Origin of the sequence: Marmoricola sp. RAF53, assembly GCF_052114005.1 — a bacterium.
In the GTDB taxonomy this organism is placed as follows: domain Bacteria; phylum Actinomycetota; class Actinomycetes; order Propionibacteriales; family Nocardioidaceae; genus Marmoricola.
On the sequence record NZ_JBFRDX010000003.1, the window covers coordinates 32,872 to 54,792 of the forward strand.

Genomic DNA, 21,921 nt, shown 5'->3' on the forward strand with positions numbered 1-21,921 from the left:
CGGAAGGCTTCCGGCGACGAACTCGCGGAGGGTCATCTCGGTCACCCTCTCCACCACGCCGGGATCACCAGGTGGGGCGGGCACCCCCGAACGGCATCTCGAGCGCCTGCGGCCCGAAGCCGGTCACGTCGGCCAGCAGCCAGTCGTCGCGCAGCAGCAGAGCCGCAGCGGCCGGGCGGATCACCAGCCACAGCCAGCGCCCCTCGGCCTCCCCGGCGAACACCGACTGGGCCAGCGGGTCGTCGTCGGGGCCGGAGTCGACCGACCACAGCGGCAGGGTGCGGCCCGCCGCGCGGACCCGGATGGCCGGCTGGCCGGAGCCGACCTGGCTGCCCGGGTCGGCGTACCGGGCCCGCGCGCAGCGCGCGCCCAGCCCGACGCCCGGGTCCTCCGAGACCAGGGTGACCTCCACGGGACCGTCCAGGTCGCTGGAACCGACCGTCGTCGTGACGGTCGCGACCGCCCGGTCCACCGACGCGACACAGCCGAAGTCCGCGATCGTCCAGCCCGGGCTCATCGGCCACGGCAGGTAGGTCGGCAAGTCCGCGGCGAGACCGACGAGCTCCGCGAACGACGTGTAGTCGACGTCGCCCGGGCGCCACAGCGGGTCCACCCGGCCGTGGACCGCGCACGACCACGCTCCGTCCGTCTTCGTGAAGGCCGACGTGCAGCGTGGGCATGAAGCCTCGAGCGACACGACCCGAGAGTAGTGCTCAGGAGTTCCAGCGCGCCACGGCCGGTTGGTCGTGCTCGTGGCCGAGCACCGAGATCGTCGTCGGGTCGAGCTTGAGCAGCCGTCCGCCCGTCACCTGGAGACCCAGCCAGCGCATCCCGAGCGCGCGGGAGGCGTGGCCGTGCCCGAACACGAGCACCCGGCCCCCGAGCATCCGGGTCCGGGCCAGCACCAGGTCCAGGCGCCGCCCCACGTCGTCGGCGCTCTCCCCTCCCGGGCAGGGATGGCTCCACACCGTCCAGTGCGGCACCCGCTCCCGGATCTCCGGAGTGGTCAGGCCCTCGTACTCGCCGTAGTCCCACTCGGTCAGCCCCTCGACGACCTCGGCGCCGCCGAACCCTGCCAGCTTCGCGGTGCGCCGGGCCCGCTCCCGCGGGCTGCAGAGCACGAGGTCGAACGCCGTCGCCTTCAGCCGCTCCCCCACCTCCCGGGCAGCGGCCTCGCCGGCTTCGGTCAACGGCACGTCGGTGTGCGACGTGTGCCGGCCGAGGCGGCTCCACTCGGTCTCGCCGTGGCGCACCAGCCACAGCTCGGTGAGCGGCGCCGGGCCGGAGGACGATGCCGGGTGAACGACCTTCATGCGAGGACTCTTCTGCGATCATCAGCCGGTGACAAGCCCCCTCGTCGAGATCGACACCACTCTTCGCCGGGCCCGCCTCGCGACCGCGGCCGCGTTCGCCACCCAGGGCCTGGTCTTCATCAGCCTCACCACCCGGCTGCCGGACTTCTCCGACCACTGGGACCTCGACGACACCGAGCTGTCCGGCCTGCTGCTGATGATGGTGCTGCTGGCCGGCGTCGGGTCCGTCATCGCCGAGCAGCTGGCGAAGCGGCACGACTCGGCGACGCTGCTCCGGGCGGGGCTGGTCGTGATCGCGGTCGGCGTACCGGTGCTGGCGCTGGCGCCCGCGTTCGGCTTCTTCGTCGGCGGCCTCGCCTGCTACGGCGTCGGGCTCGGCATGGTCGACGCCAGCACGAACATGCAGGCGGTGGCGCTCGAGCACCGGTACGGGCGACCGATCCTGCCGTCGTTCCACGGCGCCTGGACCCTGGGTGGCCTGATCGGCTCGGTGATCACCCTGGGCACGTCCTCGTTGCCGCGCGAGACCGTCGCCGTGCTCGCACTGATCCCGCTGGTGGTGGCGACCCGGCCGTTCCTGCGCCGGGTCGGCGACCCGGTCGCGTCCGGGCCGAAGGTCGCGGTGCCGTGGCGCCCCATCCTGCTTGTCGGACTCGGGATGGTCATCTTCTACATGGTCGACACGGCCGCGTTCACCTGGGGACCGACGTACCTGGACCACGTCTTCTCGACCCCGGAGTCGCTGGTGGCGCTGGCGACGTTCCCCTACCTGCTGGCCAGCGGCACCGTCCGGCTCGCCGGCGACAACCTCGTCAGCCGGTACGGCGCCGTGCCGGTCCTGCGCGTCGGTGCCGTGATCGGATGCCTCGGTCTCGCGATCATCGTGTTCGCCCCGGTCTGGCCGGTTGCCGTCCTCGGCTTCCTGGTGGTCGGCGGCGGTGTCGCCGTCGTCGCCCCGCTCAGCTTCTCCGCCGCCGCCCGGATCGCCGGAGCGGGCGGCGACCAGGACCCGGTCGCCCGGCAGGCGCGGGTGGACGCGGTGATCGGCCGGTTCAACCAGTTCAACTACGTGGGCTCACTGCTGGGCGCGGTGATGACCGGGCTGGTCGGAGCCGGCGACCTGCGGATCGGCTTCGCCGTCCCGATGGTCCTGGTGCTGGCACTGGTGCCGCTGGCGAGCGCGTTCGCGCCGCGGGCGGCACCGCTCTAGGAAACCCTCGCTCAGGAACCCCCGCCGCCGGCCTTGCGGCGGTGCATCTTCGGGCCTCCGCCGACGACCTCGGAGCCGTGCGCCTTCTCCTTGAGCGCGCTGCCCTCCGGGACGCCGCGGTCGTTGGCCTTCTTGCGGTCGAGCGCCTCGCGCATCTTGGCCTTGAGGTCGTCGTTGGCGTGGTTGTCGTCCGTCATGGCACAGCTCCTCCGTCGCGGCGTGACCTCCACCTTGGCACCCGCCGCTCCCGGGCGTCGACCCGGTTTTCGGAGAGATTCGGTACCGATTCTCCTAATCGCGTGACAAAGCCCGCCTTTTCGGATCTCATCTTCAGTTGTCGCGCGCCGATCGGGCGCGCGACGTTTTCTCTCACCGGCTCGGAGGCCACACCGTGAAGTTCCGCCCCACCCACCTGCTGCTGCCCCTGGTGGCCGCCCTGACCTTCGGCACGCTGGCGCCCGCCGAGGCCGCCGCTCCGACCGACCCGGTGACCGGCCTCGCCATCACGCAGTCGCAGGGCCCGGGTCACACCTGGAAGATCCACGCGTCCTGGGACGCCGCCACCGACCCGGCAGTCACCGGCTACCGCGTCTGGCTCTCCGACAGCCCGACCCTGCCCAGCAGCTTCGACTACGACCACGCCAACACCTCGGGCACCTCGGTGGACCTCGAGAGCGGTGACCTGATCGCCGGCGGGTCCTTCTACGTGATCGTGAAGACCCTCTCCCCGGCCGAGGGCGATCCGGCGCCCAAGGACTTCGCCCCGATCGCGCTGGACACCACCGGCCCGACCGGCAGCTACACCCTCAACCGCACCTCGGGCTACCTCGATGTCCCGCCGGGCGGCGACGTCTTCGAGGACGACCTGCGCGCCGACTTCCGGATCAGCGAGACCGTCACGCCGACCGACGACCAGCCCGGTCCGGTCAACCGCCAGGTCGACGCCGGTGACGGCACGGCCCCGAAGGCCTGGACGTCGGGCACCGCCTTCACGCTGAGCTACCTGAAGAAGGGCACCTTCAGCCCGAAGGTGATCCTCACCGACCAGTTCGGCAACGCCAAGACCGTCCCGCTGCCGACCGTCACCGTCCGTGAGGACGTCATCGGTCCCGCCGTCCGCATCACGCGACCGGCCAAGGCCACGCTCAAGTCCTCGTGGGTCCGGATCCGCGGCACCGCCCAGGACAGCGGCACGGGTGCTGCCTTCGCGCTCGGGATGGTCATCGAGAAGCGCGGCGCCACCTGGTACGCCTACGACTTCCCCAAGCGCAAGTGGCTCAAGGGCTACAGCTCGATGGCCAAGACGCTGGACAAGACCAAGGCCCACCCGGCCTTCATGACGGTCACGGCGGGCGGCAATTGGCGGACCCCGCGGATCAAGGGCCTGACCAAGGGCACGCTGCACGTCGAGGCGTTCGCCGTCGACGACGCCTTCAACTTCAGCCTGGCGCGTCCGATCACCCAGAAGATCCACTGATCCACCCCTGACCTCCGGCCCGGGCCGCGCCAGTGCGCGACCCGGGCCGGAACCATTCCTACTCCCGGGTCAACAAGCGCGATCGGCGGCCCGGATCGCGGGTGGCAGGATGCTGGACATGCCGGACCGCGCCCGCAGAGCTGCCACCAGTGCGTCGTACTCGATCACCATGCGGTTGCACACCGCGATCGACCACGGCCTGATCGGGACGGTCGCCACCGCGATCGCGGGCGGCGGCGGCATCGTCACCGGCATCGACGTCGCCGACTCCCGGGCCGACGCCCTGGTCGTCGACGTGACCTGCTCGGCCACCGACTCCGACCACGCCAAGGAGCTGGTCGACGCCGTCGGGGTGATCCCGGGCGTCGAGGTGCACAAGGTCTCCGACCGCACCTTCCTGCTCCACCTCGGCGGCAAGATCGAGGTCACCTCCAAGGTGCCGCTGCGCACCCGTGACGACCTCTCGATGGCCTACACCCCTGGCGTCGGACGGGTCAGCCTGGCACTCGCCGAGCACCCCGAGGACATCCCCAAGCTGACCATCAAGGGCAACTCGGTCGCGGTCGTGACCGACGGGTCGGCGGTGCTCGGGCTCGGCAACATCGGCCCCGGCGCCGCGCTGCCGGTGATGGAGGGCAAGGCCGCGCTGTTCAAGCAGTTCGCCGGCATCGACGCCTGGCCGATCTGCCTGTCCACCCAGGACCCGGACGAGATCGTCGACATCGTCGCCGGCATCGCGCCCGGGTTCGGCGGCATCAACCTGGAGGACATCGCGGCGCCCCGGTGCTTCGAGATCGAGGCCCGGCTGCGCGAACGGCTCGACATCCCCGTCTTCCACGACGACCAGCACGGCACCGCGATCGTCGTCCTGGCCGCGCTCACCAACGCGCTGCGCTGCGTGCGCAAGGAGCTCGCCACAGCCAGGGTCGTGGTCGCCGGCGCCGGTGCCGCCGGGACCGCCATCGTCAGCCTGCTGATGGCCGCGGGCGTCGTCGACGTGGTGGTCTGGGACCGCGAGGGCTGCCTGTCCGTCGGGGACACCACGCTCCCCCCGGCCAAGGCCGCCCTGGCGGCACGGACCAACCCGCGCGACGTCCGCGGCACCCTCAAGGACGCCCTGACCGGCGCCGACGTCTTCATCGGGGTCAGCGGGCCCGGCGTGCTCGAGCCCGAGTGGCTCGGGGTGATGGCCTCCGAGCCGGTCGTCTTCGCGCTCGCCAACCCGGACCCGGAGATCGATCCCGCCGAGGCCGACAAGTACGCCGCGGTGGTCGCCAGCGGCCGCAGCGACTACCCGAACCAGATCAACAACGTGCTCGCCTTCCCCGGCGTCTTCCGCGGCCTGCTCGACGCCCGGGCCAGCGACATCACCACCGAGATGCTGCTGCGGGCGGCCGACGCGATCGCCCACGTGGTCACCGACGACCAGCTCAACCCGAGCTTCATCATCCCCAGCGTGTTCAACCCCGAGGTCCCCAAGGCCGTCGCCGCCGCCGTCCGCGGCGATGTCGGCCACGCCCACGCCTGACCCGGAGGTAGGCTGACGCGTCGCTCAGGCACGGGCGCAGCGAGGCCGAAGGGGCACGGGTGGCAGTACAGATCGACGGTCGGGGCATCCGGTTCCCGCGGAAGGCCGGCGTACCGGGCGACGTCCCCCTCGACGTGCGCATCGGCGGCCACCGCGTCTGGTCCTTCACGGCCGGGCGCGACGGCACCGTCTCCGGGTCGGGCGTCCACGTCGCCTGGCCGCGCCCCCTGGTCCCGCTCCTCGACGGCCGCGCCGAGGTCGAGATCGTGCCGCACAACGGCGGCGACGCGCTGTTCGCCGGCGAGGTCGCGTTCGGTACGTCGACCGAGCCGCTGACCCTCGTCGACGACCTCGGCAACCCGCTCTCCCTGGACAAGGGCGGCCGCCTCCAGCGCACCTTCGGCGACTTCGCCGGGGACGCCCGCGCCGACGTCGTCGAGGCCGCCCACCGGGTGCTGCGCGACCTCGTCGAGGAGTGCGGGCTGGACGCCTACCTCTGCTACGGCGGCCTCCTCGGCGCCGCCCGCGACGGCAGGATGATCGGCCACGACTCCGACCTCGACCTGGCCTTCCTCAGCAAGTACACGCACCCGTTCGACATCATCGGCGAGACCCGGGCCGCCGAGCGCCGGATGTCCGAGCTCGGCTGGCAGGTCGTCCGGATGTCCGCGGCGAACTTCAAGATCTGGGTGCCGATGGCCAGCGGGAAGCGGGTCGGCGTCGACGTCTTCGGCTCCTTCCACGTCGGCGACCACTTCCACATCACCGGGTCCCTGCGGGGGACGCTGGACCGGGACGCGATCGTGCCGTTCGGCGAGATCGACCTGGAGGGCGTGACGTTCCCGGCCCCGGCCGACGTCCCCCGGTTCCTGGCGTTCACCTACGGCTCCGGCTGGTCGGTGCCCGACCCGGCGTTCCACTTCGACCACCCGCCGGCGAACGTGCGGCTGATGGACCACTGGTTCCGCGGCAGCCGCAACCGGCTGCACTTCTGGCAGAACTTCTACAAGGGAGCGCACCGCAAGGTCCCCGACGGTCCGTCGCCGTTCGCTCAGTGGGCCGAGTCCCGGATGCAGCCCGGCGACCGCGTCGTCGAGCTGGGGTCCGGCACCGGCCGGGACGCGGTCTGGCTCGCCGCGAACGGGCACGCGACCACCGGTTCGGACTACTGCGGCGTCGCGCGCACCGTCGCGACCCGGACCTCGGAGAAGGCCGGCGTCGGCACCGGGTACCGCAACATCAACACCGAGTCGCTGTACTCCTCGCTGATCGGCGCCGTCCGGATCGCCTACGAGTCGCAGCCCCGGCACGTCTACGCGCGTGGCCTGGTCGACGCGCTGGCCCCCTCGGGCCGGATCGGCCTGTGGCGGTTCTGCGCGATCGTCGGCCGCCGCGGCGGCCTCACCTTCCTGGAGTTCCGCACCGACCGGAACGGCCGGCTGCGCACCTTCTTCGGGCCGCACGCCCGCACGTTCGCCCGGCCCGAGGAGATCGTCGCCGAGATCGAACGGGCCGGCGGCCGCATCGTCGAGCAGGAGGTCGGCCGGGGGCTGGCCCCGCTGGGCGAGGAGGACCCGCACGTCTGCCGTCTCGTCGTGAGCTGGAGGAAACCATGAAGAGCACCCGCACCCGCGTCGCCGCCCTGGAGGCCCAGGTGGCCGAGCTGATGGGGTCGGTCGAGGAGAACCGCCGCCTCAACGAACGGCTCAGCGACGTCCTCGACGTCGTCACCGAGCTGCTGGTCCCCGCGGTCGACCGCGACGACGAGCGGCTCAAGGCCGCCCTGACCACGCTGGTCGAGAGCAAGCAGCGCGCGTAGCCGAGAGCACCGAGGGCCCCGCCGCTTCCGCGACAGGGCCCTCGCAGACCGCTGGTTGAGGAGCTCGCTCTGCGAGCGCCTCGAAACCTCAGCCCTTGAGCTTGTAGTCCTTCAGCATCGCGTTGCCGATGATCATCTTCTGGATGTCGGTGGTGCCCTCGCCGATCAGCATGAAGGCGACCTCGCGGTAGAGCCGCTCGATCTCGTACTCCTTGGAGTAGCCGTAGCCGCCGTGGATCCGGAAGGAGTCCTCGACGACCTCGTGCGCGTACTCCGAGGCGACCATCTTGGCCATGCCGGCCTCGACGTCCATCCGCTGGCCGGTGTCCTTCATCCGGGCGGCCTTGACCATCATGGTGTGCGCGACCTCGACCTTGGTGGCCATCTCCGCGATCCGGAAGAGGATCGCCTGGTGCTTGGCGATCTGCTTGCCCATGGTCTCGCGCTGCTGGGCGTAGGCGACACCGAGCTCGAAGCCGCGGATCGCCAGGCCGCAGGCGCGGGCGGCGACGTTGACGCGGCCGACCTCGACGCCGTCCATCATCTGGTAGAAGCCCTTGCCGGTCTCGCCGCCGAGGATCTGGTCGGCACTGACGACGTGGTTCTCCAGGATCATCTCGGTGGTCTCGACGCCCTTGTAGCCCATCTTGTCGATCTTGCCCGGGATGGTCAGGCCGGGGGCGGTCTCGCCGAAGCCGGCCTCCTTCTCGATCAGGAAGGTCGTCATGTTCTTGTAGACCGAGTCGGCGCCCTCGTCGGTCTTGCACAGCGTCGCGACCAGGCGCGACTGGGCGCCGTTGGTCAGCCACATCTTCGAGCCGGTGATCGAGTAGCTGCCGTCGGCCTGCTTGGTGGCCTTGGTCGAGACCGCGGCCACGTCGGAACCGAGGCCCGGCTCGGACATCGAGAAGGCACCGCGCATCTCGCCGGTGGCCATCTGCGGAAGGTACTTCTGCTTCTGCTCCTCGGTGCCGTGCTGCATCACCATGTAGGCCACGATGAAGTGCGTGTTGATGACGCCGGAGACGCTCATCCAGCCCCGGGCGATCTCCTCGACGCAGAGCGCGTAGGTGAGCAGCGACTCGCCGAGACCGCCGTACTCCTCGGGGATCATCAGACCGAAGACACCGAGCTCCTTGAGGCCCTCGATGATCTCGGTCGGGTACTCGTCGGCGTGCTCGAGCTCCTGCGCGACCGGGATGATCTTCTCGTTCGTGAACGCGCGGACAGCCTTGAGGATCTCCTCCTGGATGTCGTTGAGTCCCTCGGTCTGAGCCAGTCGAGGCATGGTGGTGCGGTCCTTCCGGTCGCGTTCGCACGCCCGCGGAGCACGGGCGCGTCAGAACATTACCCGCCAGTATTGTTCGGGGAACGTCTCCGCCGCCATGACGCCGGTCACGTCGGCTGGTCTCAGCGTCGCACGATCCGGCGGGCCCAGGGGAACCGGGTCGCGATCGCCTCGCGGAGCCCCGGAACCGGGTTCTCGGCCCGCAGTGCCTCCAGCTCGCGCTCCAGCCCGTTGCGCTCGCGGGTCAGCCGCCGGACGTCGTGGAGCATGTGGCCGATCACCGCCGTCGCCACCTCCGCGACCTCGGCCTCGGTGACCGAGTCGACCGGGCGACGCGGCGCCAGCACGTCGGGGACGCGGAGGTCCTCGACGTCGCCGACCACGTCGTACCCGTTGACCCGGATCGTCGCGATCGCCGCGTCGGCGCGCGCCCGGCACTCCAGCAGGGTGTCGTCGGTCGGCCAGTACTTCTCGCCGCCGCGGGTCACCAGCCGCTCGTCGGCGAGGAAGGTGCGGATGTAGACACCGCGGTCGAACGGCGCCTGGAAGTCGTCGTCCTGCAGGTGGGCGTTCACGCGGCGCAGGGTCTCGGCCTCGGCCAGGCCCATCGACTCGTTCGGGAAGGTCGCGGACAGGTCGAAGCTGGCCGGGTCGAGCCCGACCAGGGTCGCGAACCGGGTCCACAGCAGGTCGCGGGGCGAACCCGGCGGAGGCAGCGGCAGTACGTGCACGTGCGCGGCCGGCAGCGTCGCCGCCCAGCGCTCCAGCACCAGCCCGACGTCGAGGGTGCGCCAGTTCCACACCGCCATCGGGTTGTCCGAGACGGGCGCAGCGGCGTACTCCGGCATGGTCCGGGTGTCCCGGTTCTTCAGGCTCTCCTGCCAGCTGCCGGCGTACAGGCCGACCGGCTCGCGCGCGGTCACGACCAGGTGCACCTCGGCCGCCCCACCGTCAGGCCCCTGCAGCGCGGCGATCATCCCGGCGGCCTGCTCGGGCGAGCAGCCGGCGAAGAACTCGTGGCTGATCACCGCGGTGCCGCTCCAGGCCGCGATCTCGGCACGGAGCACGTCCCAGGACTCCCGCACGGCCGCGTCGTACGTCGCCAGGTTCGGGTCCTGCCGGATCACCCGGGTCGCCCACAGGTGGTCGCGGCGCTCACGCCCGGGCAGCAGCACGCCCTGGGCACGCATCCGGGCCCGGTCGGACCACATCACCGTCTGCAGGTAGGTGGTGCCGGTCTTGGGGAGGCCGATGTGCAGGAAGACCTTCGACGCCATGGGTCCTCCGTCAGAGCGAGCGCTCGAACTTCGCGAGCGCTTCCTCGATCCGGGCACGGTCCTGGGAGGCGACCGGCAGCAGCAGCTCGGTGACCAGGTCGACCAGCTCGGCGACGCGCACGTTGAGCTGGCGGCTCTCCTGGACCTCGGCCTCGAGGTCGGCGATCCGGGTCATCAGCTCGTCGACGACGCCACCACCGGCAGCGTTCGCGAGCTTCCGGGTGACGCGCTGGCGCACGCCGCCCTTGCCGCCCGCACCCTGGGGACCCGTCATTTCCGCCACTGCGCCACCATCCGTGCCAACGGCCGACCGGGCTCTCCGGACGCCTTCGTCTCCTGCGTGCTCTCGCGGTGAACGATAACCGCTCCCCGCGCCTCCAGCTCGGCGGCGACCACGTCCGCCGGGACCGGCGAGAGCAGCTCGGTGCCCTCCCGCGGGCGCGGCTCGCCGTCCCAGAACTCGAGGTACAGCCGGCCGCCCTCGCGCAGCGCCATCGCGCAGACCCGCCAGGTCGAGTCCCGGGACGCGTCGTTGCCGGCGTCGATCAGGTGCCGGCACAGGATCGTGCGCGGACCGGGGGTGTGCGCCAGCCGGGTCCCCTCGGCCAGCCAGGAGCGCAGCGAGTGCAGGTTGATCGGACGTACGGTCAGGTCCAGGCCCTGCGCGGCGGCGACCTCCTGGACCGCCTCCGAGGCCCACGGCACGAAGTCGAGCGCGGTGACGCTCGCGCCCTGCCGCGCCAGCCAGAGCGCGTCGGCGCCGCGCCCGGCGCCGAGGTCGACGACCTGCGCGGGGACGCCGCCCTCCCGCTCGACGAGGTACCGGGCGAGGTCGCTCGGACCGGCCGGGGGCAGCTTCTTGCGCAGCGTGCTGAACCGGCGGTCCCAGTCGTTGCGGAAGACCCGGATGCCGCGGAACCAGCCGTTCAGCCGCCGCACGGTCGTCCGCGGGGTCCCGAAGTGGAACGCCGGGTCCGGCACCTTCCAGCCGGGCCCGTACGTCGCCTCCAGGAGCTTCTCCGGCCGGGCCGGCGCCGGCAGGGTCCGGCCCTCCAGCGTCGTGGTGCCGAGCGGGTAGATCCAGTCGAGCTCGAACGGGGCGCCGATCTCCCCCATCAGGTAGAGCATCGCCGGCCGGCCGCCCACCGGCGGTGCGATGAAGCCGCCGAAGACGTCCAGCCCGCGCTTGGAGCCGTCGCCCTCGACGACGTCGACCTTGAACGCGATCCCGCTGTAGCGGTGGGTGGCGTAGCCGAGCTCGCCGAGCCGGCGCTGCAGCACGAACGACTCGCGGATCACGTCGACCGGACGGGTGTGCCGCGAGACGTAGCCCAGGTCGGCGTCGCTGTCGTGCCCGATCAGGGCGCCGTCGCGGACCGCGCCCAGCAGCGTCCCGTACGCCGGGAACGCCTCCACCCCGGCGTCGGAGATCACCCGGAGGACCTCCTCGATGGAGTCCAGCAGCGGCGCGACCTGCTCGGGGCTGCGGGTGTCGAAGGTCAGCGAGATCCGGTTCGACTTGTCCAGCGCGAGCGGCTTGCCCTCGGCGTTGACGACCGCGATCCGGTCGGTGCCCTCGCCGAGGGTGACGTCGGCCTCGTACAGGGTGGTGCCGCTGACGTGCGCGACCAGGCTGAGCCGGGTGCTGCCGTGGAGGAACCGGGTCAGCTGGCCCGGCCACTCCGCGAGCCGGCCGGCTCCGTCGGCGACCGAGTCGCGCAGCAGCCAGAACGACCAGACCCGGCGGCCGTCGAAGCAGACGTCGACGACGTCGTCGTCCGCGGTCCGGAAGGCGATGCCGCGGTCGTCGACCGCGACCGCGTCGACCTTCGGAGCAGCGGGTGCCGGCACGCGGCTCCTCAGCCCTCGACGAACGAGTTGGCGCGGTCGAGGTCGTCCTCGAAGTCGACCTCGACCACCTGGAACTGCGAGATGTCGACGGCCTCGATCCGGAGGCCGTCCTTCTCGATGGCCAGCTCGAGCCCGCGCTCGAAGTAGTCCTGGTCGTCGGCCTCGTCGAGGCGGGCGATCAGCGCGGCCTTGTCGCCGTCGGCGATGTAGTTGATGCCGACCGCCTCGCCGAGTCCGCCGACGACGGTCTTGGAGAGCTCGGCGATGTAGCCCTCGGCGTCGAGGGTGTACTTGACCTCCTCCTCGGCGACCGACGCGGTGTTGACCGCGACGAAGCTGCGGCCGGCCTCGATCTTGTCGTGGATCAGGCCGAGCACCCGCGGGTCGAAGACGACGTCGCCGTTGAGCCAGAGGACGCCCCCGGGCTGGGAGAGCCGGAGCGCCTTGAGCAGGCTCTTGGAGGTGTTCGTGGAGTCGTAGACCTCGTTGTAGACGAACGAGATGTCCGGCATCGCCTCGATGACCAGGTCGAGCTTGAACCCGACGACCGCGGTCACGAAGACCTCCTCGCCGTACGCGGTGCGCAGCGAGTTCACCGCCCGCCGCATGATGCTCTCCCCGGAGGTGAGCGGGGTCAGCGGCTTGGGGTGCGGCTTGCCGAGGCGCGTGCCCAGACCGGCGGCGAGGATGACGACCTGGATGGCCACGGGCTCTCTCTTTCACATGACGGGTCCCAGCGGGATCGCGTCATCCTACAAACTCCCGGTCCGTGCGAGAGTGGCACGGTGGAACCGGGGCAAGAGCAGGGAACCGAGCCCAGGACCGTGCTGAGGACCGACCGCCTGCGGATCCGGGACTGGGTCCCGGCCGACGGGCCGACCGTGCTGGAGATCTACGGCCTCGTCGAGGTGGTCAAGTGGCTCGGCGACGGCGACCCGGTGCCGTGCCAGACCCCCGAGCAGGCGCAGGCGTGGATCGAGCGCTGGCGCGGCCGGGACGACCCGCCGCTGGGCTACTGGGCGATCGAGGTCGCGGAACCCGGGCCGTTCGCCGGGCGCACGATCGGCGCGGTCCTGCTGGTCCCGCTGCCGAACGGCGACGGTGAAGTGGAGATCGGCTGGAGCCTGCACCCGGACGCGTGGGGCCACGGCTTCGCCTCCGAGGCCGCCCGCGCCGTCCTCGCCCGCGGGTTCGACGGCGGCCTCCCCGAGATCCACGCCGTCACCCACCTCACCAACGAGCCCTCGATGGCCGTCTGCCGCCGCATCGGCATGGAGCACACCGGCATCGTGCACACCTGGTACGACGACCCCTCGCAGCACTTCGTCCTCACCCGGGAGGCGTGGCTCGCGAGATAGCTTCCACCTCCGGTTCGGGCGCGGCGAGGATCACGGCCGCCATCCCGCCGAGGATCAGGACCAGGCCGACCAGCGCACCCGGTCCGGGGACCTGGTCGAGCCAGACGCCGGCGATGAGCGCGGCGCCGGGGATCTCCAGCAGCAGCGCGAGCGAGACGACCGTCGGCGTCACCGTGGCGAGCAGGTGGTTGAAGACCGAGTGCCCGAGGAGCTGCGCGGTCAGCACCAGCAGCACCAGCCACGCCCACTGGTCCGCGGGGTAGCCGCCCAGCGACTGGCCCGCGACCACGGCCGCGACGCCGAGCACGACCGCCGCCGTCCCGTAGGCGCCGGCCGTGTACGTCGTCGTGCTGACCCGCTGCCGGACCCGCCCGCCGATCACCGCGTACGCCGCCACCGCGACCGACCCGACCAGGGCCAGACCGTCGCCGGCGAGCGCCCGGGCCGAGAGCGACAGGTCGACGCCGGAGACGACGACCGCCCCGAACGTCGCGACGCCCACCCCCACGAGCACCCGGCGCGGGACCGGCTCGCCGCGGACCAGGTCCCAGCCCACCACCCAGATCACCTGGAGCGAGACGATCGCGGTGCTGGAGGCGACCGAGGTCATCGACAGCGAGGTGATCCAGGTGCCGAAGTGCACGGCCAGGCAGAGGCCGGCGGCCCCGATCCCGGCGATCTCCCGGCGCGCCAGCCCGCGCACCTCGTCGCGACGGGCGACCGCGGCCACCGGCACGAGCACGCCGGCCGCCATCGCGTTGCGCCAGAACGCGATCGCCAGCGCCGGGACGGCCAGCTGGGCCATCAGCGGGGCCGCGAGGGAGACCGCGAGCACGCCGACGGCGAGCAGGCCGAGCGTCGGCAGCGAGAGGGACGACCTCACGCGGTGGGCACCCGCAGCTCTCCCCGGGCGATCGGGTGCACCTGTCCGGCGACGCGCACCGTGGCCACCGTGCCGTCGGCCCCGTGGACCGAGCCGAGCAGCCGCGAGGGACGGCCGATCTCGATCCCCTGCGCGATCCCGTAGGTGTCCCCGTCGCCGAGGAGGCCGCGGGCGTGCAGCGCGATCCCGAGGCCGGCGGCGGCCGACCCGGTCGCCGGGTCCTCCGCGACCCCGGCGTCGGCGACGAAGACGCGGCTGTGCACCTCGAGCGGGCCGGTCCCGGGGACGACGGCGTACAGGTCGATGCCCTCGAGCGGGTCCCGGGTCTCGGGGAAGGTCGCGATCTCGCGCACCGAGCGCCGGCCCGGGACCGCGCGGGCGACCGCGTCCGGGCGCACCGGCAGGTAGGCGAAGCTCAGCCCGGCACCGGCCACCCAGACCTCACCGGCGAGGTCGGAGCTCCGCAGCCCGACCTCGGCCAGCAGACCGGCGACGGCGGCCTCGCCGACCGGGCCGGCCAGGTCGCGCGGCACCGCGGAGAGCTCGACGGTGCCGTCGCCGAACCGGACCCCGATGTCCCCGGCCCCGCACTCCTGGACGACCTCGTCGGCGCCGAGCAGGCCGCGTTCGCGCAGCACCCAGGCGGTACCGAGGGTCGGGTGGCCGGCGAACGGCAGCTCGCCGGCGACGGTGAAGATCCGGGTCCGGTAGCGGTCCGGGCCCAGCGGCACCGGGAAGGTCGTCTCGGAGTAGTTGAACTCCCGGGCGATCGCCAGGAGCGCCTCGTCCGGCAGGTCTCCGGCGCCGTGCACGACGGCGAGCTGGTTGCCGGCGAAGGGCGTCTCGGCGAACACGTCCACCACGTCGTACTCGAGCATGGGTCCATCCTGCCGCGTCGCCGCCGCAATCCGCTCGCACCGATCGTTAGGCTGGTGCCTCGTGATCCTCACTCCGTTCGTCAACGCGACGTCGCCCACTCGGCCTCGAGCAAGCTCGGGCACTCGATAGGCTCCGCGCGTGAGCACGACACCGACCCGCGTCTTCGCGGCACGCCTCGCCGGGCTGCCGGTGTTCGACCCGCAGGGTGACCAGGTGGGCAAGGTCCGCGACGTCGTCGTGGTGCTCCGCGCGGAGGTCCGCCAGCCCCGGGTGGTGGGCCTGGTGATCGAGGTGTTCGGCCGCCGGCAGATCTTCGCGCCGATGACCCGGGTGACCGCGATCGACTCCGGCCAGGTGATGACCACCGGCCTGCTCAACATGCGCCGCTTCGAGCTCCGCACCACCGAGACCCTGGTGATCGGCCAGATGCTCGACCGCAAGGTCCGGGTGAAGTCCAGTGGTGTCGAGGGCGTCGTCTTCGACGTGGCGATGGAGCAGGCCCGGACCCGCGACTGGGTGCTCTCCCGGGTCGCGCTCCAGGAGGGCAGCAAGGGGTTCCGCCGCCGCGGCCAGACCCACGTCGTGGAGTGGGACGACGTCGAGGGCCTGGCCCGTCGCGAGGCCGGACAGGGCGCCACCCACCTGATCGCCTCGCTCGCCGACCTCAAGGCGGCCGACGCGGCCAACGTGATCCACGCGCTCCCGCGCGACCGCCGCAGCGAGGTCGTCGCCGCGATGGACGACGAGCGGCTCGCCGAGGTCATCGAGGAGCTGCCCGAGGAGGACCAGGTCGAGATCCTCGAGCACCTCAGCCACGAGCGCGCCGCCGACGTGCTGGAGGAGATGTCGCCCGACGACGCCGCCGACCTGATCAACGACCTGCCGCCGGAGACGGCCGCCCACCTGCTGGAGCTGATGGAGCCGGCCGAGGCCGAGGACGTCCGCCGGCTGATGGAGTACGGCGAGGAGACCGCGGGCGGCATGATGACGCCCGAGCCGGTGATCCTGCCGCCGGACGCGACCGTGGCCGAGGCGCTCGCCCGGGTCCGCAACGAGGACCTGACGCCGTCGCTGGCCGCGCTCGTCTACGTCTGCCGCCCGCCGATGGAGACCCCCACCGGGAAGCTCCTCGGGATCGCGCACATCCAGCGGCTGCTGCGCGAGCCGCCCAGCGAGCTGGTCGCCGGCGTGCTGGACACGAGCATCGACTACCTGCACGCAGACGCGAGCCTGGAGGACGTCGCGGTCTTCCTCGCCACCTACAACCTGGTCGCGGCGCCGGTCGTCGACGACGAGGGCCGGCTGCTCGGCACCGTGACCGTCGACGACCTGCTGGACCACCTGCTGCCCGAGGGCTGGCGGGACCGGAAGCCGGGACGGGGGTGAGCCGATGACGCCGGAGAAGAGGCCGGAGGTCCGCAAGCCGGACCGGAAGCCGGAGAAGAAGGTCGACAAGCCGGGCGAGGACCGACCGCGCGCCCGGCTGGACGTGCCCACCGAGCTGCGGCGGACCGCGTTCGGCCGCACGGTGGCGCGCCGGTCGAACGCCGACACCGACAGGTTCGGCCGGTTCGCGGAGCAGTTCGCCCGGTTCATGGGGACCGCTCGGTTCCTGATCTACATGACCCTGTTCGTGGTGTTCTGGGTCGGCTGGAACGTCCTCGCGCCCCAGGACCTGCGGTTCGACGACTACCCGTTCATCTTCCTGACCCTGATGCTCAGCCTGCAGGCGTCGTACGCCGCCCCGCTGATCCTGCTCGCGCAGAACCGGCAGGAGGTCCGCGACCGGGTCGTGAACGAGCAGGACCGGCAGGCGAACGCCCGGGCGCACGCCGACATGGAGTTCCTGGCCCGCGAGGTCGCGTCGCTGCGGATGGCGCTCGGCGAGGTCGCCACCCGCGACTTCCTGCGCTCGGAGCTGCGCGGGCTGCTCAGCGAGCTCGACCAGCGTGAGCAGGACGCCGCGATCGACGGCGACGAGGGTGACCAGGGTCATGGCCCGGGAGCCGGGCAGCGGTCGGACGGCGCCTAGCCAGCACGTACCCTGGACCGCATGAGTTCCCCTGTCCTCGAGCAGATCCAGGCCGCCCTGGCCACCGTGCAAGACCCGGAGATCAAGCGCCCCATCACCGAGCTCGGCATGGTCGAGTCCGTCGAGATCGACGACACCGGCAAGGTGGACGTCAAGGTGCTGCTGACCGTGGCCGGATGCCCGCTCAAGGACACCATCACCCGTGACGTGAACGCCGCCGTCGGCCAGGTCGCCGGCGTGACGGCGGTCGACCTGGAGCTGGGCGTGATGACCGCCGAGCAGCGGGCCGGCCTCAAGGAGGTCCTCAGCGGCGGCCAGGCGAGCCGGGACATCCCGTTCGCGAAGCCGGACTCGCTGACCAAGGTGTACGCGATCGCCTCCGGCAAGGGCGGCGTCGGCAAGTCCTCGGTGACCGTCAACCTGGCGCTCTCCCTCGCCGCGCAGGGCCTCAAGGTCGGCGTCGTCGACGCGGACATCTACGGCCACTCGGTGCCGGCGATGCTCGGCGTCGCGGACACCCGGCCGACCCAGGTCGACGACCTGATCATGCCGGTGCCGACCGCGAGCGGCGTCTCGGTGATCTCGATCGGCATGCTGAAGCCGCGCCGCGACCAGGTCGTCGCCTGGCGCGGACCGATGCTCGACCGGGCCCTGGTCCAGATGCTCGCCGACGTCTACTGGGGCGACCTGGACGCCCTCCTGCTCGACCTTCCGCCGGGCACCGGCGACATCGCCATCTCGCTGGGCCAGCACCTGCCGAACGCCGAGGTCATCGTGGTCACGACCCCGCAGGAGGCAGCCGCCGAGGTCGCCGAGCGCGCCGGCACGATGGCCTCGATGATGCACCAGCGGGTCATCGGCGTGATCGAGAACATGAGCTTCCTGCCCTGCCCGCACTGCGCCGAGGAGGGCACCGAGCACCGCCTGGAGATCTTCGGCTCCGGCGGTGGCGCCCGGGTCGCCGAGACCCTGAGCCAGCGCTTCGGGTACGACGTGCCGGTGCTCGGCGAGATCCCGATCGACGTCTCGCTGCGCGAGGGCGGGGACGCCGGCAAGCCGGTCGTGGAGGCCGACCCGACGTCCGCAGCGGCGAGGTCGCTCACCGCGATCGGGACCAGGCTCGCCGGCCGCGGCCGCGGTCTCGCGGGCATGCAGCTCGGCCTGACGCCGAGCTCGAAGTTCTGAGACCGGGACCGGAAGCCTGACCGGTTTCGGCCTGCCCTCCTAGACTCGCGACATGTTCGGAATCGGTCTGCCGGAGGTGGCGGTGATCCTCGTCGTGGGGATCATCGTGTTCGGGCCTGACCGGCTGCCGGACTACGCCCGCCAGGCGGGCCGGATGGTGCGCCAGCTCCGCCAGTTCGCCCAGTCGGCGCAGACCGACCTCCGCAACGAGCTGGGCCCGGAGTTCGCCGACCTCAAGCTGAGCGACCTGGACCCCCGCGAGATGATCCGCAAGCACGTCCTGGAGGGCATGGACGACGAGTCGGTCTCCAAGCCGGTGCCGTCGCTGGACGTCCTGGGCCCCGACGAGCAGCCGCCGTACGACATCGACGCCACGTAGAGGTAGCCCCGTCAGCCGACCTTGGCCTCTAGGCCGACCTCGATCGTGATGGTCTTGCCGCCGCGCTTGACGGTCAGCTTCACCTTCTCGCCGGGCTGGTGGGAGCGGACGGCGACGACGACGTCGCTGGAGCCGGAGACCGGCTGACCGTCGACCTTGGTGATCAGGTCGCCGACCTTGAGGTCGGACTTGCTGGCGGGGCTCCCGGCGCCGATGCTCTCCACGGTCGCCCCGTCGAGCTTCGCCGTCCCCTTCACGTTCGCGCCGATCACGGGGTAGAGCGCCTTGCCGGTGCGCAGGATCTGGTCGGTGGTGACCTGGACCTGCTCGATCGGGATGGCGAAGCCGACGCCGATGTTGCCGCCCTCGTCGGAGGTCGACGACGAGCCGAGCGAGGCGATCGCCGAGTTCACGCCGATGACCTCTCCCTGGAGGTTCACCAGCGGGCCACCGGAGTTGCCGGGGTTGATCGCGGCGTCGGTCTGCACCGCGTTGATGTAGGAGGAGTCGGAGCCGTCGCCGGTGGTCACCGGCCGGTTGACCGCGCTGATGATCCCGCTGGTCACCGTGGCCGAGAGCCCCAGCGGCGAGCCGAACGCGACGACGGTCTCGCCGACGTGCATCTGGTCGGCCGACCCGATGGCGGCGGGCTCGATCGACTCGGCGCCGTCCACCTGGAGCACCGCGATGTCGTAGACGGCGCTGCGCCCGACCACCTTGGCCGACATGTGCCGGCCGTCCTGGTCGATCACGTCGATCGGGCCGTCGTCGGAGGCGGCCTCGGCGACGACGTGGTTGTTCGTGATGACGTGGCCCTGCTTGTCGAAGACGAAGCCGGAACCGGTCGCGCCCTGGGCCTTGCCCTTGTACTCGGCGACGATCTGGACCGTGCTCGGCAGCACCTTCGACGCGACCGACGCGACGCTGGCGTTGTCGGCGGGCAGCGGGGCCGCCGTCCGGCGCTCGACCTTGAGCACGCCCGCGGAGCCGGTGCTGTCGTCGCCGGAGACGAGCTGGGCGCCGACGACGCCGCCGACGACGCCGAGGACGAGCGCGAGCGCGCTGATCAGCGGCCAGGTCCAGCCGGGCAGACGGCCGCGGCTCGGCTCGGAGGCCTGGGTGGAGGCCTGGGTGGAGGCCTGGTCGGAGGCCGGGGTGGTGACCGGCGGCTGCACGGGCGGCGGGACGTAGCCGCTGCCGGGCTGCCCGTACGCCGGAGAGGCGGGCGGGTAGGCCGGGGCGGCCTCGACCGCGGGCGCCTCCGGGTACTGCTGGTACTGGGGGTAGGCGGCCGACGGAGGGGTCGGAGGCGTCGGCGGGGTGAACGCAGCGGGCTCGGCCGGCAGCTCGGCCGTGGGCTCCGGGGCCGGCAGCGGGGTCGTCGGCTCAGTGCCCGGGTCGTTGTTCTCGGTGTCGCTCACGGACCTATCTTGACGTACGGCCGAAAGCGGCGTCGTCGACGTCGGCGGTCAGCCCGGTCCCCGGCTCGTCCCGCGCCGGGGACTGGCTGATCCTCGCCGGACCCACGACGGGTCCGCGGCCCGGGACCTCCCCCCGCCCTGCGGGCGGGGAGCTGATCGCGACCATCGCCAGCACGGCGATGCCGACCGAGCCTGCCCCGACCAGTGCGGCCGAGGTACGGCGCCGGGTGGATCGGCGCTCGATCTCGTCGACGACGGCCCACGCGTCGACGTCGTACAGGTTGCCGATCAGGCCGGCAGGGGCGGTCAGCGCGGCCTCCGCGCCGACGGGTCCGTTCAGTCCGGCCACGCGCCGCTTGACCCAGCCCTCCCGCTCGACCAGCCGGCGGCAGCCGGGGCAGCCGAGGACGTGGTTCCAGGCGCGCTCCTCGTCCGCGGCGGACAGCTGGCCGTCGACGAGCGCGGACGCGTGCGACCCGATGTGGCCGTGCAGCTTGATGATCACCGGGCCCCCCTCACCGGACGGCGTGCCCCGCGAGACGGGGACCGGAGACCCGGACCCGGCCGGCGCTGGGCGCGCGGTGCGCGAGCGCGTTGCGGAGCAGGGCGCGGCCGCGGTGGATGCGGGATCGGACGGTGCCCATCTTCACGCCGAGCACGTCGGCGATCTCCTCGTAGCTGAGGCCCTCGACGTCGCAGAGCACGACGGCCGCGCGGAAGTCCGGCGGCAGCGCCGCGAGCGCGGCCTCGACGTCGGCGTCGAACATCTGGTTCACGTACGCCAGGTCCGGCGTGGGGACGGCGCTCGGCAGCCGGTTGTCGGCGTCCTCGGGCAGCGCGTCGAACCGGATCCGGCTCTTCCGGCGGGCCGCGTCGAGGAAGAGGTTCGTCGTGATCCGGTGCAGCCAGCCCTCGAACGTGCCGGGGGTGTAGGTGTGCAGCGAGCGGAAGACCCGGACGAAGACCTCCTGGGTGAGGTCCTCGGCGTCGTGGGCGTTGCCGGTGAGCCGGTAGGCCAGCCGGTAGACGCGCGCGGAGTGCTGCTCGACGATCTCGTCCCAGGACGGAACACCGGCCTGGACGGCTTCGGTGGTGGACTCGCTCACGGCGGACTCCTTGTTCCTGCGCGGATCGGTACGACGGACGATCAACCTGCGGACCTCCACGCTAGGAACAGAACTTGAGAGACGGCTGAGACCGCCCTGAGGGGCGGCTGCCAATCGGCACCGGCCGGTTCGGCACGCTCCACGTGGGGTGAACGCCCGGGGCCGCCGAACTGTTCCCGGGGCGCGCCCCCGCGACGACCACGTCCGGCGGCGGTACGCTCCCCCAAAGTCACGAGGAGGCCCACCATCGTCACCGCACCCAAGCCCGCGAGCTGGACCTGGTCGGAGCAGTACGTCGCCGAGGACGAGGTCCTCGCGAACGCGCGCGCCCGCGCCGAGGAGGTCGGTGTCGCGCCGATCGGCTCCGGGGGCGGCGCCGCGCTGCGCTTCCTCGCCTCCGTGCTCGACGCCCGCGCCGTGGTCGAGATCGGCACCGGGACCGGCGTCTCCGGGCTCTGGCTGCTCCGCGGCATGCGCCCGGACGGCGTCCTGACCTCGGTCGACACCGAGGCCGAGCACCAGCGGCTCGCCAAGGAGACCTTCACCGAGGCCGGCATCGCGTCCCAGCGCGCCCGCCTGATCCCGGGCGCCGCGCTGGAGGTCCTCCCCCGGCTGACCGACGGGCACTACGACATCGTCTTCGCCGACGGCGACAAGCAGGAGTACCCGGACTACCTGACCGAGGCACTCCGGCTGCTCCGTCCCGGCGGCGTCGTGGTCTTCGACAACGCGCTCTGGCACGACCGGGTCGCCGACCCGGCGCAGCGCGACCCCGACACCGTCGCGATCCGCGAGCTCGGCCGCGCGGTCGCCGAGAACGAGTCGCTGGTCCCGGTGCTGCTGCCGGTGGGCGACGGTCTGCTGTTGGCGAAGAAGGTCTGGCTCCCCGAAGCCTGAGCGTCCAAGCGCGGCACC

The 21,921-nt window shown here is 72.2% G+C and carries 24 protein-coding genes; 11 read left to right on the forward strand and 13 right to left on the reverse strand.

Going from position 1 to position 21,921, the window contains the following annotated elements:
• Nucleotides 1-64 precede the first annotated feature (64 nt).
• Nucleotides 65-697, reverse strand: coding sequence for a DUF6758 family protein (locus AB4Y76_RS03185; RefSeq protein WP_441922057.1), 633 nt, complete (start codon nt 695-697; stop codon nt 65-67).
• Between the two features lie 16 nt (nt 698-713).
• Nucleotides 714-1,313: a histidine phosphatase family protein gene (locus AB4Y76_RS03190; protein WP_441922058.1), complete on the reverse strand. Its 600-nt coding sequence runs from the start codon at nt 1,311-1,313 to the stop codon at nt 714-716.
• Nucleotides 1,314-1,341: 28 nt separating this feature from the next.
• On the opposite strand from AB4Y76_RS03190, the gene AB4Y76_RS03195 reads away from it, so the two are divergent.
• Nucleotides 1,342-2,523, forward strand: coding sequence for an MFS transporter (locus tag AB4Y76_RS03195; protein WP_441922059.1), 1,182 nt, complete (start codon nt 1,342-1,344; stop codon nt 2,521-2,523).
• An 11-nt stretch (nt 2,524-2,534) separates the two neighbouring features.
• Here the strand turns inward: AB4Y76_RS03195 and AB4Y76_RS03200 are convergent, their stop codons facing one another.
• The gene (locus tag AB4Y76_RS03200; protein WP_441922060.1) at nt 2,535-2,720 is read right to left on the reverse strand and encodes a DUF5302 domain-containing protein; all 186 of its coding nucleotides are present in this window, start codon (nt 2,718-2,720) and stop codon (nt 2,535-2,537) included.
• A 194-nt stretch (nt 2,721-2,914) separates the two neighbouring features.
• On the opposite strand from AB4Y76_RS03200, the gene AB4Y76_RS03205 reads away from it, so the two are divergent.
• The 4 genes from AB4Y76_RS03205 (at nt 2,915) to AB4Y76_RS03220 (ending at nt 7,347) form a co-directional block, all read left to right on the forward strand.
• Complete coding sequence (locus tag AB4Y76_RS03205) at nt 2,915-4,000, forward strand: hypothetical protein (RefSeq protein ID WP_441922062.1); 1,086 nt, start codon at nt 2,915-2,917, stop codon at nt 3,998-4,000.
• A gap of 118 nt (nt 4,001-4,118) precedes the next feature.
• Complete coding sequence (locus AB4Y76_RS03210) at nt 4,119-5,528, forward strand: NAD-dependent malic enzyme (RefSeq protein ID WP_441922064.1); 1,410 nt, start codon at nt 4,119-4,121, stop codon at nt 5,526-5,528.
• A gap of 59 nt (nt 5,529-5,587) precedes the next feature.
• On the forward strand, nt 5,588-7,144 hold the full coding sequence (locus AB4Y76_RS03215; RefSeq protein ID WP_441922066.1) for a hypothetical protein: 1,557 nt from the start codon (nt 5,588-5,590) through the stop codon (nt 7,142-7,144).
• Nucleotides 7,141-7,347: a DUF6752 domain-containing protein gene (locus AB4Y76_RS03220; RefSeq protein ID WP_441922068.1), complete on the forward strand. Its 207-nt coding sequence runs from the start codon at nt 7,141-7,143 to the stop codon at nt 7,345-7,347. The genes AB4Y76_RS03215 and AB4Y76_RS03220 overlap by 4 nt, the downstream gene beginning before the upstream one ends.
• An 88-nt stretch (nt 7,348-7,435) precedes the next feature.
• Here the strand turns inward: AB4Y76_RS03220 and AB4Y76_RS03225 are convergent, their stop codons facing one another.
• From AB4Y76_RS03225 to AB4Y76_RS03245, 5 genes are all read right to left on the reverse strand, one after another.
• Nucleotides 7,436-8,635 (reverse strand): acyl-CoA dehydrogenase family protein, encoded by a 1,200-nt coding sequence (locus AB4Y76_RS03225; protein WP_441922070.1) that lies wholly within the window; start codon nt 8,633-8,635, stop codon nt 7,436-7,438.
• Between the two features lie 122 nt (nt 8,636-8,757).
• A complete protein-coding gene (locus AB4Y76_RS03230) occupies nt 8,758-9,912 on the reverse strand; it encodes a hypothetical protein (protein ID WP_441922072.1) in 1,155 nt (384 codons plus the stop codon).
• Between the two features lie 10 nt (nt 9,913-9,922).
• Nucleotides 9,923-10,186, reverse strand: a complete 264-nt coding sequence (locus AB4Y76_RS03235) for a DUF6752 domain-containing protein (protein WP_441922074.1) — start codon at nt 10,184-10,186, stop codon at nt 9,923-9,925.
• Nucleotides 10,183-11,763, reverse strand: coding sequence for a class I SAM-dependent methyltransferase (locus AB4Y76_RS03240; RefSeq protein WP_441922076.1), 1,581 nt, complete (start codon nt 11,761-11,763; stop codon nt 10,183-10,185). Before AB4Y76_RS03240 ends, AB4Y76_RS03235 begins: the two co-directional genes overlap by 4 nt.
• Nucleotides 11,764-11,771: 8 nt before the next feature.
• On the reverse strand, nt 11,772-12,470 hold the full coding sequence (locus AB4Y76_RS03245; RefSeq protein ID WP_441922078.1) for an NTP transferase domain-containing protein: 699 nt from the start codon (nt 12,468-12,470) through the stop codon (nt 11,772-11,774).
• A 117-nt stretch (nt 12,471-12,587) separates the two neighbouring features.
• Between AB4Y76_RS03245 and AB4Y76_RS03250 the strand changes: the two genes are divergently transcribed.
• Nucleotides 12,588-13,121 (forward strand): GNAT family N-acetyltransferase, encoded by a 534-nt coding sequence (locus AB4Y76_RS03250; protein ID WP_441922080.1) that lies wholly within the window; start codon nt 12,588-12,590, stop codon nt 13,119-13,121.
• On the opposite strand, the gene AB4Y76_RS03255 is transcribed toward AB4Y76_RS03250, so the two are convergent.
• Entirely contained in the window at nt 13,093-14,004 is a 912-nt protein-coding gene (locus AB4Y76_RS03255; protein WP_441922082.1) for a DMT family transporter, read from the reverse strand. The two genes, AB4Y76_RS03250 and AB4Y76_RS03255, sit on opposite strands and share 29 nt — an antisense overlap.
• Nucleotides 14,001-14,882 (reverse strand): PhzF family phenazine biosynthesis protein, encoded by an 882-nt coding sequence (locus AB4Y76_RS03260; protein WP_441922084.1) that lies wholly within the window; start codon nt 14,880-14,882, stop codon nt 14,001-14,003. Before AB4Y76_RS03260 ends, AB4Y76_RS03255 begins: the two co-directional genes overlap by 4 nt.
• A gap of 139 nt (nt 14,883-15,021) precedes the next feature.
• On the opposite strand from AB4Y76_RS03260, the gene AB4Y76_RS03265 reads away from it, so the two are divergent.
• Genes AB4Y76_RS03265 through AB4Y76_RS03280 form a run of 4 tightly spaced genes read left to right on the forward strand, consistent with a single transcriptional unit; the run spans nt 15,022 to nt 18,479 of the window.
• Nucleotides 15,022-16,269, forward strand: a complete 1,248-nt coding sequence (locus AB4Y76_RS03265; RefSeq protein WP_441922086.1) for a magnesium transporter MgtE N-terminal domain-containing protein — start codon at nt 15,022-15,024, stop codon at nt 16,267-16,269.
• Nucleotides 16,270-16,273: 4 nt separating this feature from the next.
• Entirely contained in the window at nt 16,274-16,915 is a 642-nt protein-coding gene (locus tag AB4Y76_RS03270; RefSeq protein WP_441922088.1) for a DUF1003 domain-containing protein, read from the forward strand.
• A 21-nt stretch (nt 16,916-16,936) separates the two neighbouring features.
• Nucleotides 16,937-18,100, forward strand: coding sequence for an Mrp/NBP35 family ATP-binding protein (locus AB4Y76_RS03275; protein ID WP_441922090.1), 1,164 nt, complete (start codon nt 16,937-16,939; stop codon nt 18,098-18,100).
• Between the two features lie 52 nt (nt 18,101-18,152).
• Complete coding sequence (locus AB4Y76_RS03280; protein ID WP_441922092.1) at nt 18,153-18,479, forward strand: sec-independent translocase; 327 nt, start codon at nt 18,153-18,155, stop codon at nt 18,477-18,479.
• 11 nt (nt 18,480-18,490) lie between these two features.
• Here AB4Y76_RS03280 and AB4Y76_RS03285 read toward each other — a convergent pair whose 3' ends face one another.
• The 3 genes from AB4Y76_RS03285 to sigE are packed head-to-tail and all read right to left on the reverse strand — an operon-like array spanning nt 18,491 to nt 21,006.
• On the reverse strand, nt 18,491-19,900 hold the full coding sequence (locus AB4Y76_RS03285) for a S1C family serine protease (protein ID WP_441922093.1): 1,410 nt from the start codon (nt 19,898-19,900) through the stop codon (nt 18,491-18,493).
• A 4-nt stretch (nt 19,901-19,904) separates the two neighbouring features.
• A complete protein-coding gene (locus tag AB4Y76_RS03290; RefSeq protein ID WP_441922095.1) occupies nt 19,905-20,405 on the reverse strand; it encodes a zf-HC2 domain-containing protein in 501 nt (166 codons plus the stop codon).
• A 10-nt stretch (nt 20,406-20,415) separates the two neighbouring features.
• Entirely contained in the window at nt 20,416-21,006 is a 591-nt protein-coding gene (sigE, locus tag AB4Y76_RS03295; protein ID WP_441922097.1) for an RNA polymerase sigma factor SigE, read from the reverse strand.
• Between the two features lie 246 nt (nt 21,007-21,252).
• On the opposite strand from sigE, the gene AB4Y76_RS03300 reads away from it, so the two are divergent.
• Nucleotides 21,253-21,903 (forward strand): O-methyltransferase, encoded by a 651-nt coding sequence (locus tag AB4Y76_RS03300; RefSeq protein WP_441922419.1) that lies wholly within the window; start codon nt 21,253-21,255, stop codon nt 21,901-21,903.
• The last annotated feature ends 18 nt before the right edge of the window (nt 21,904-21,921 follow it).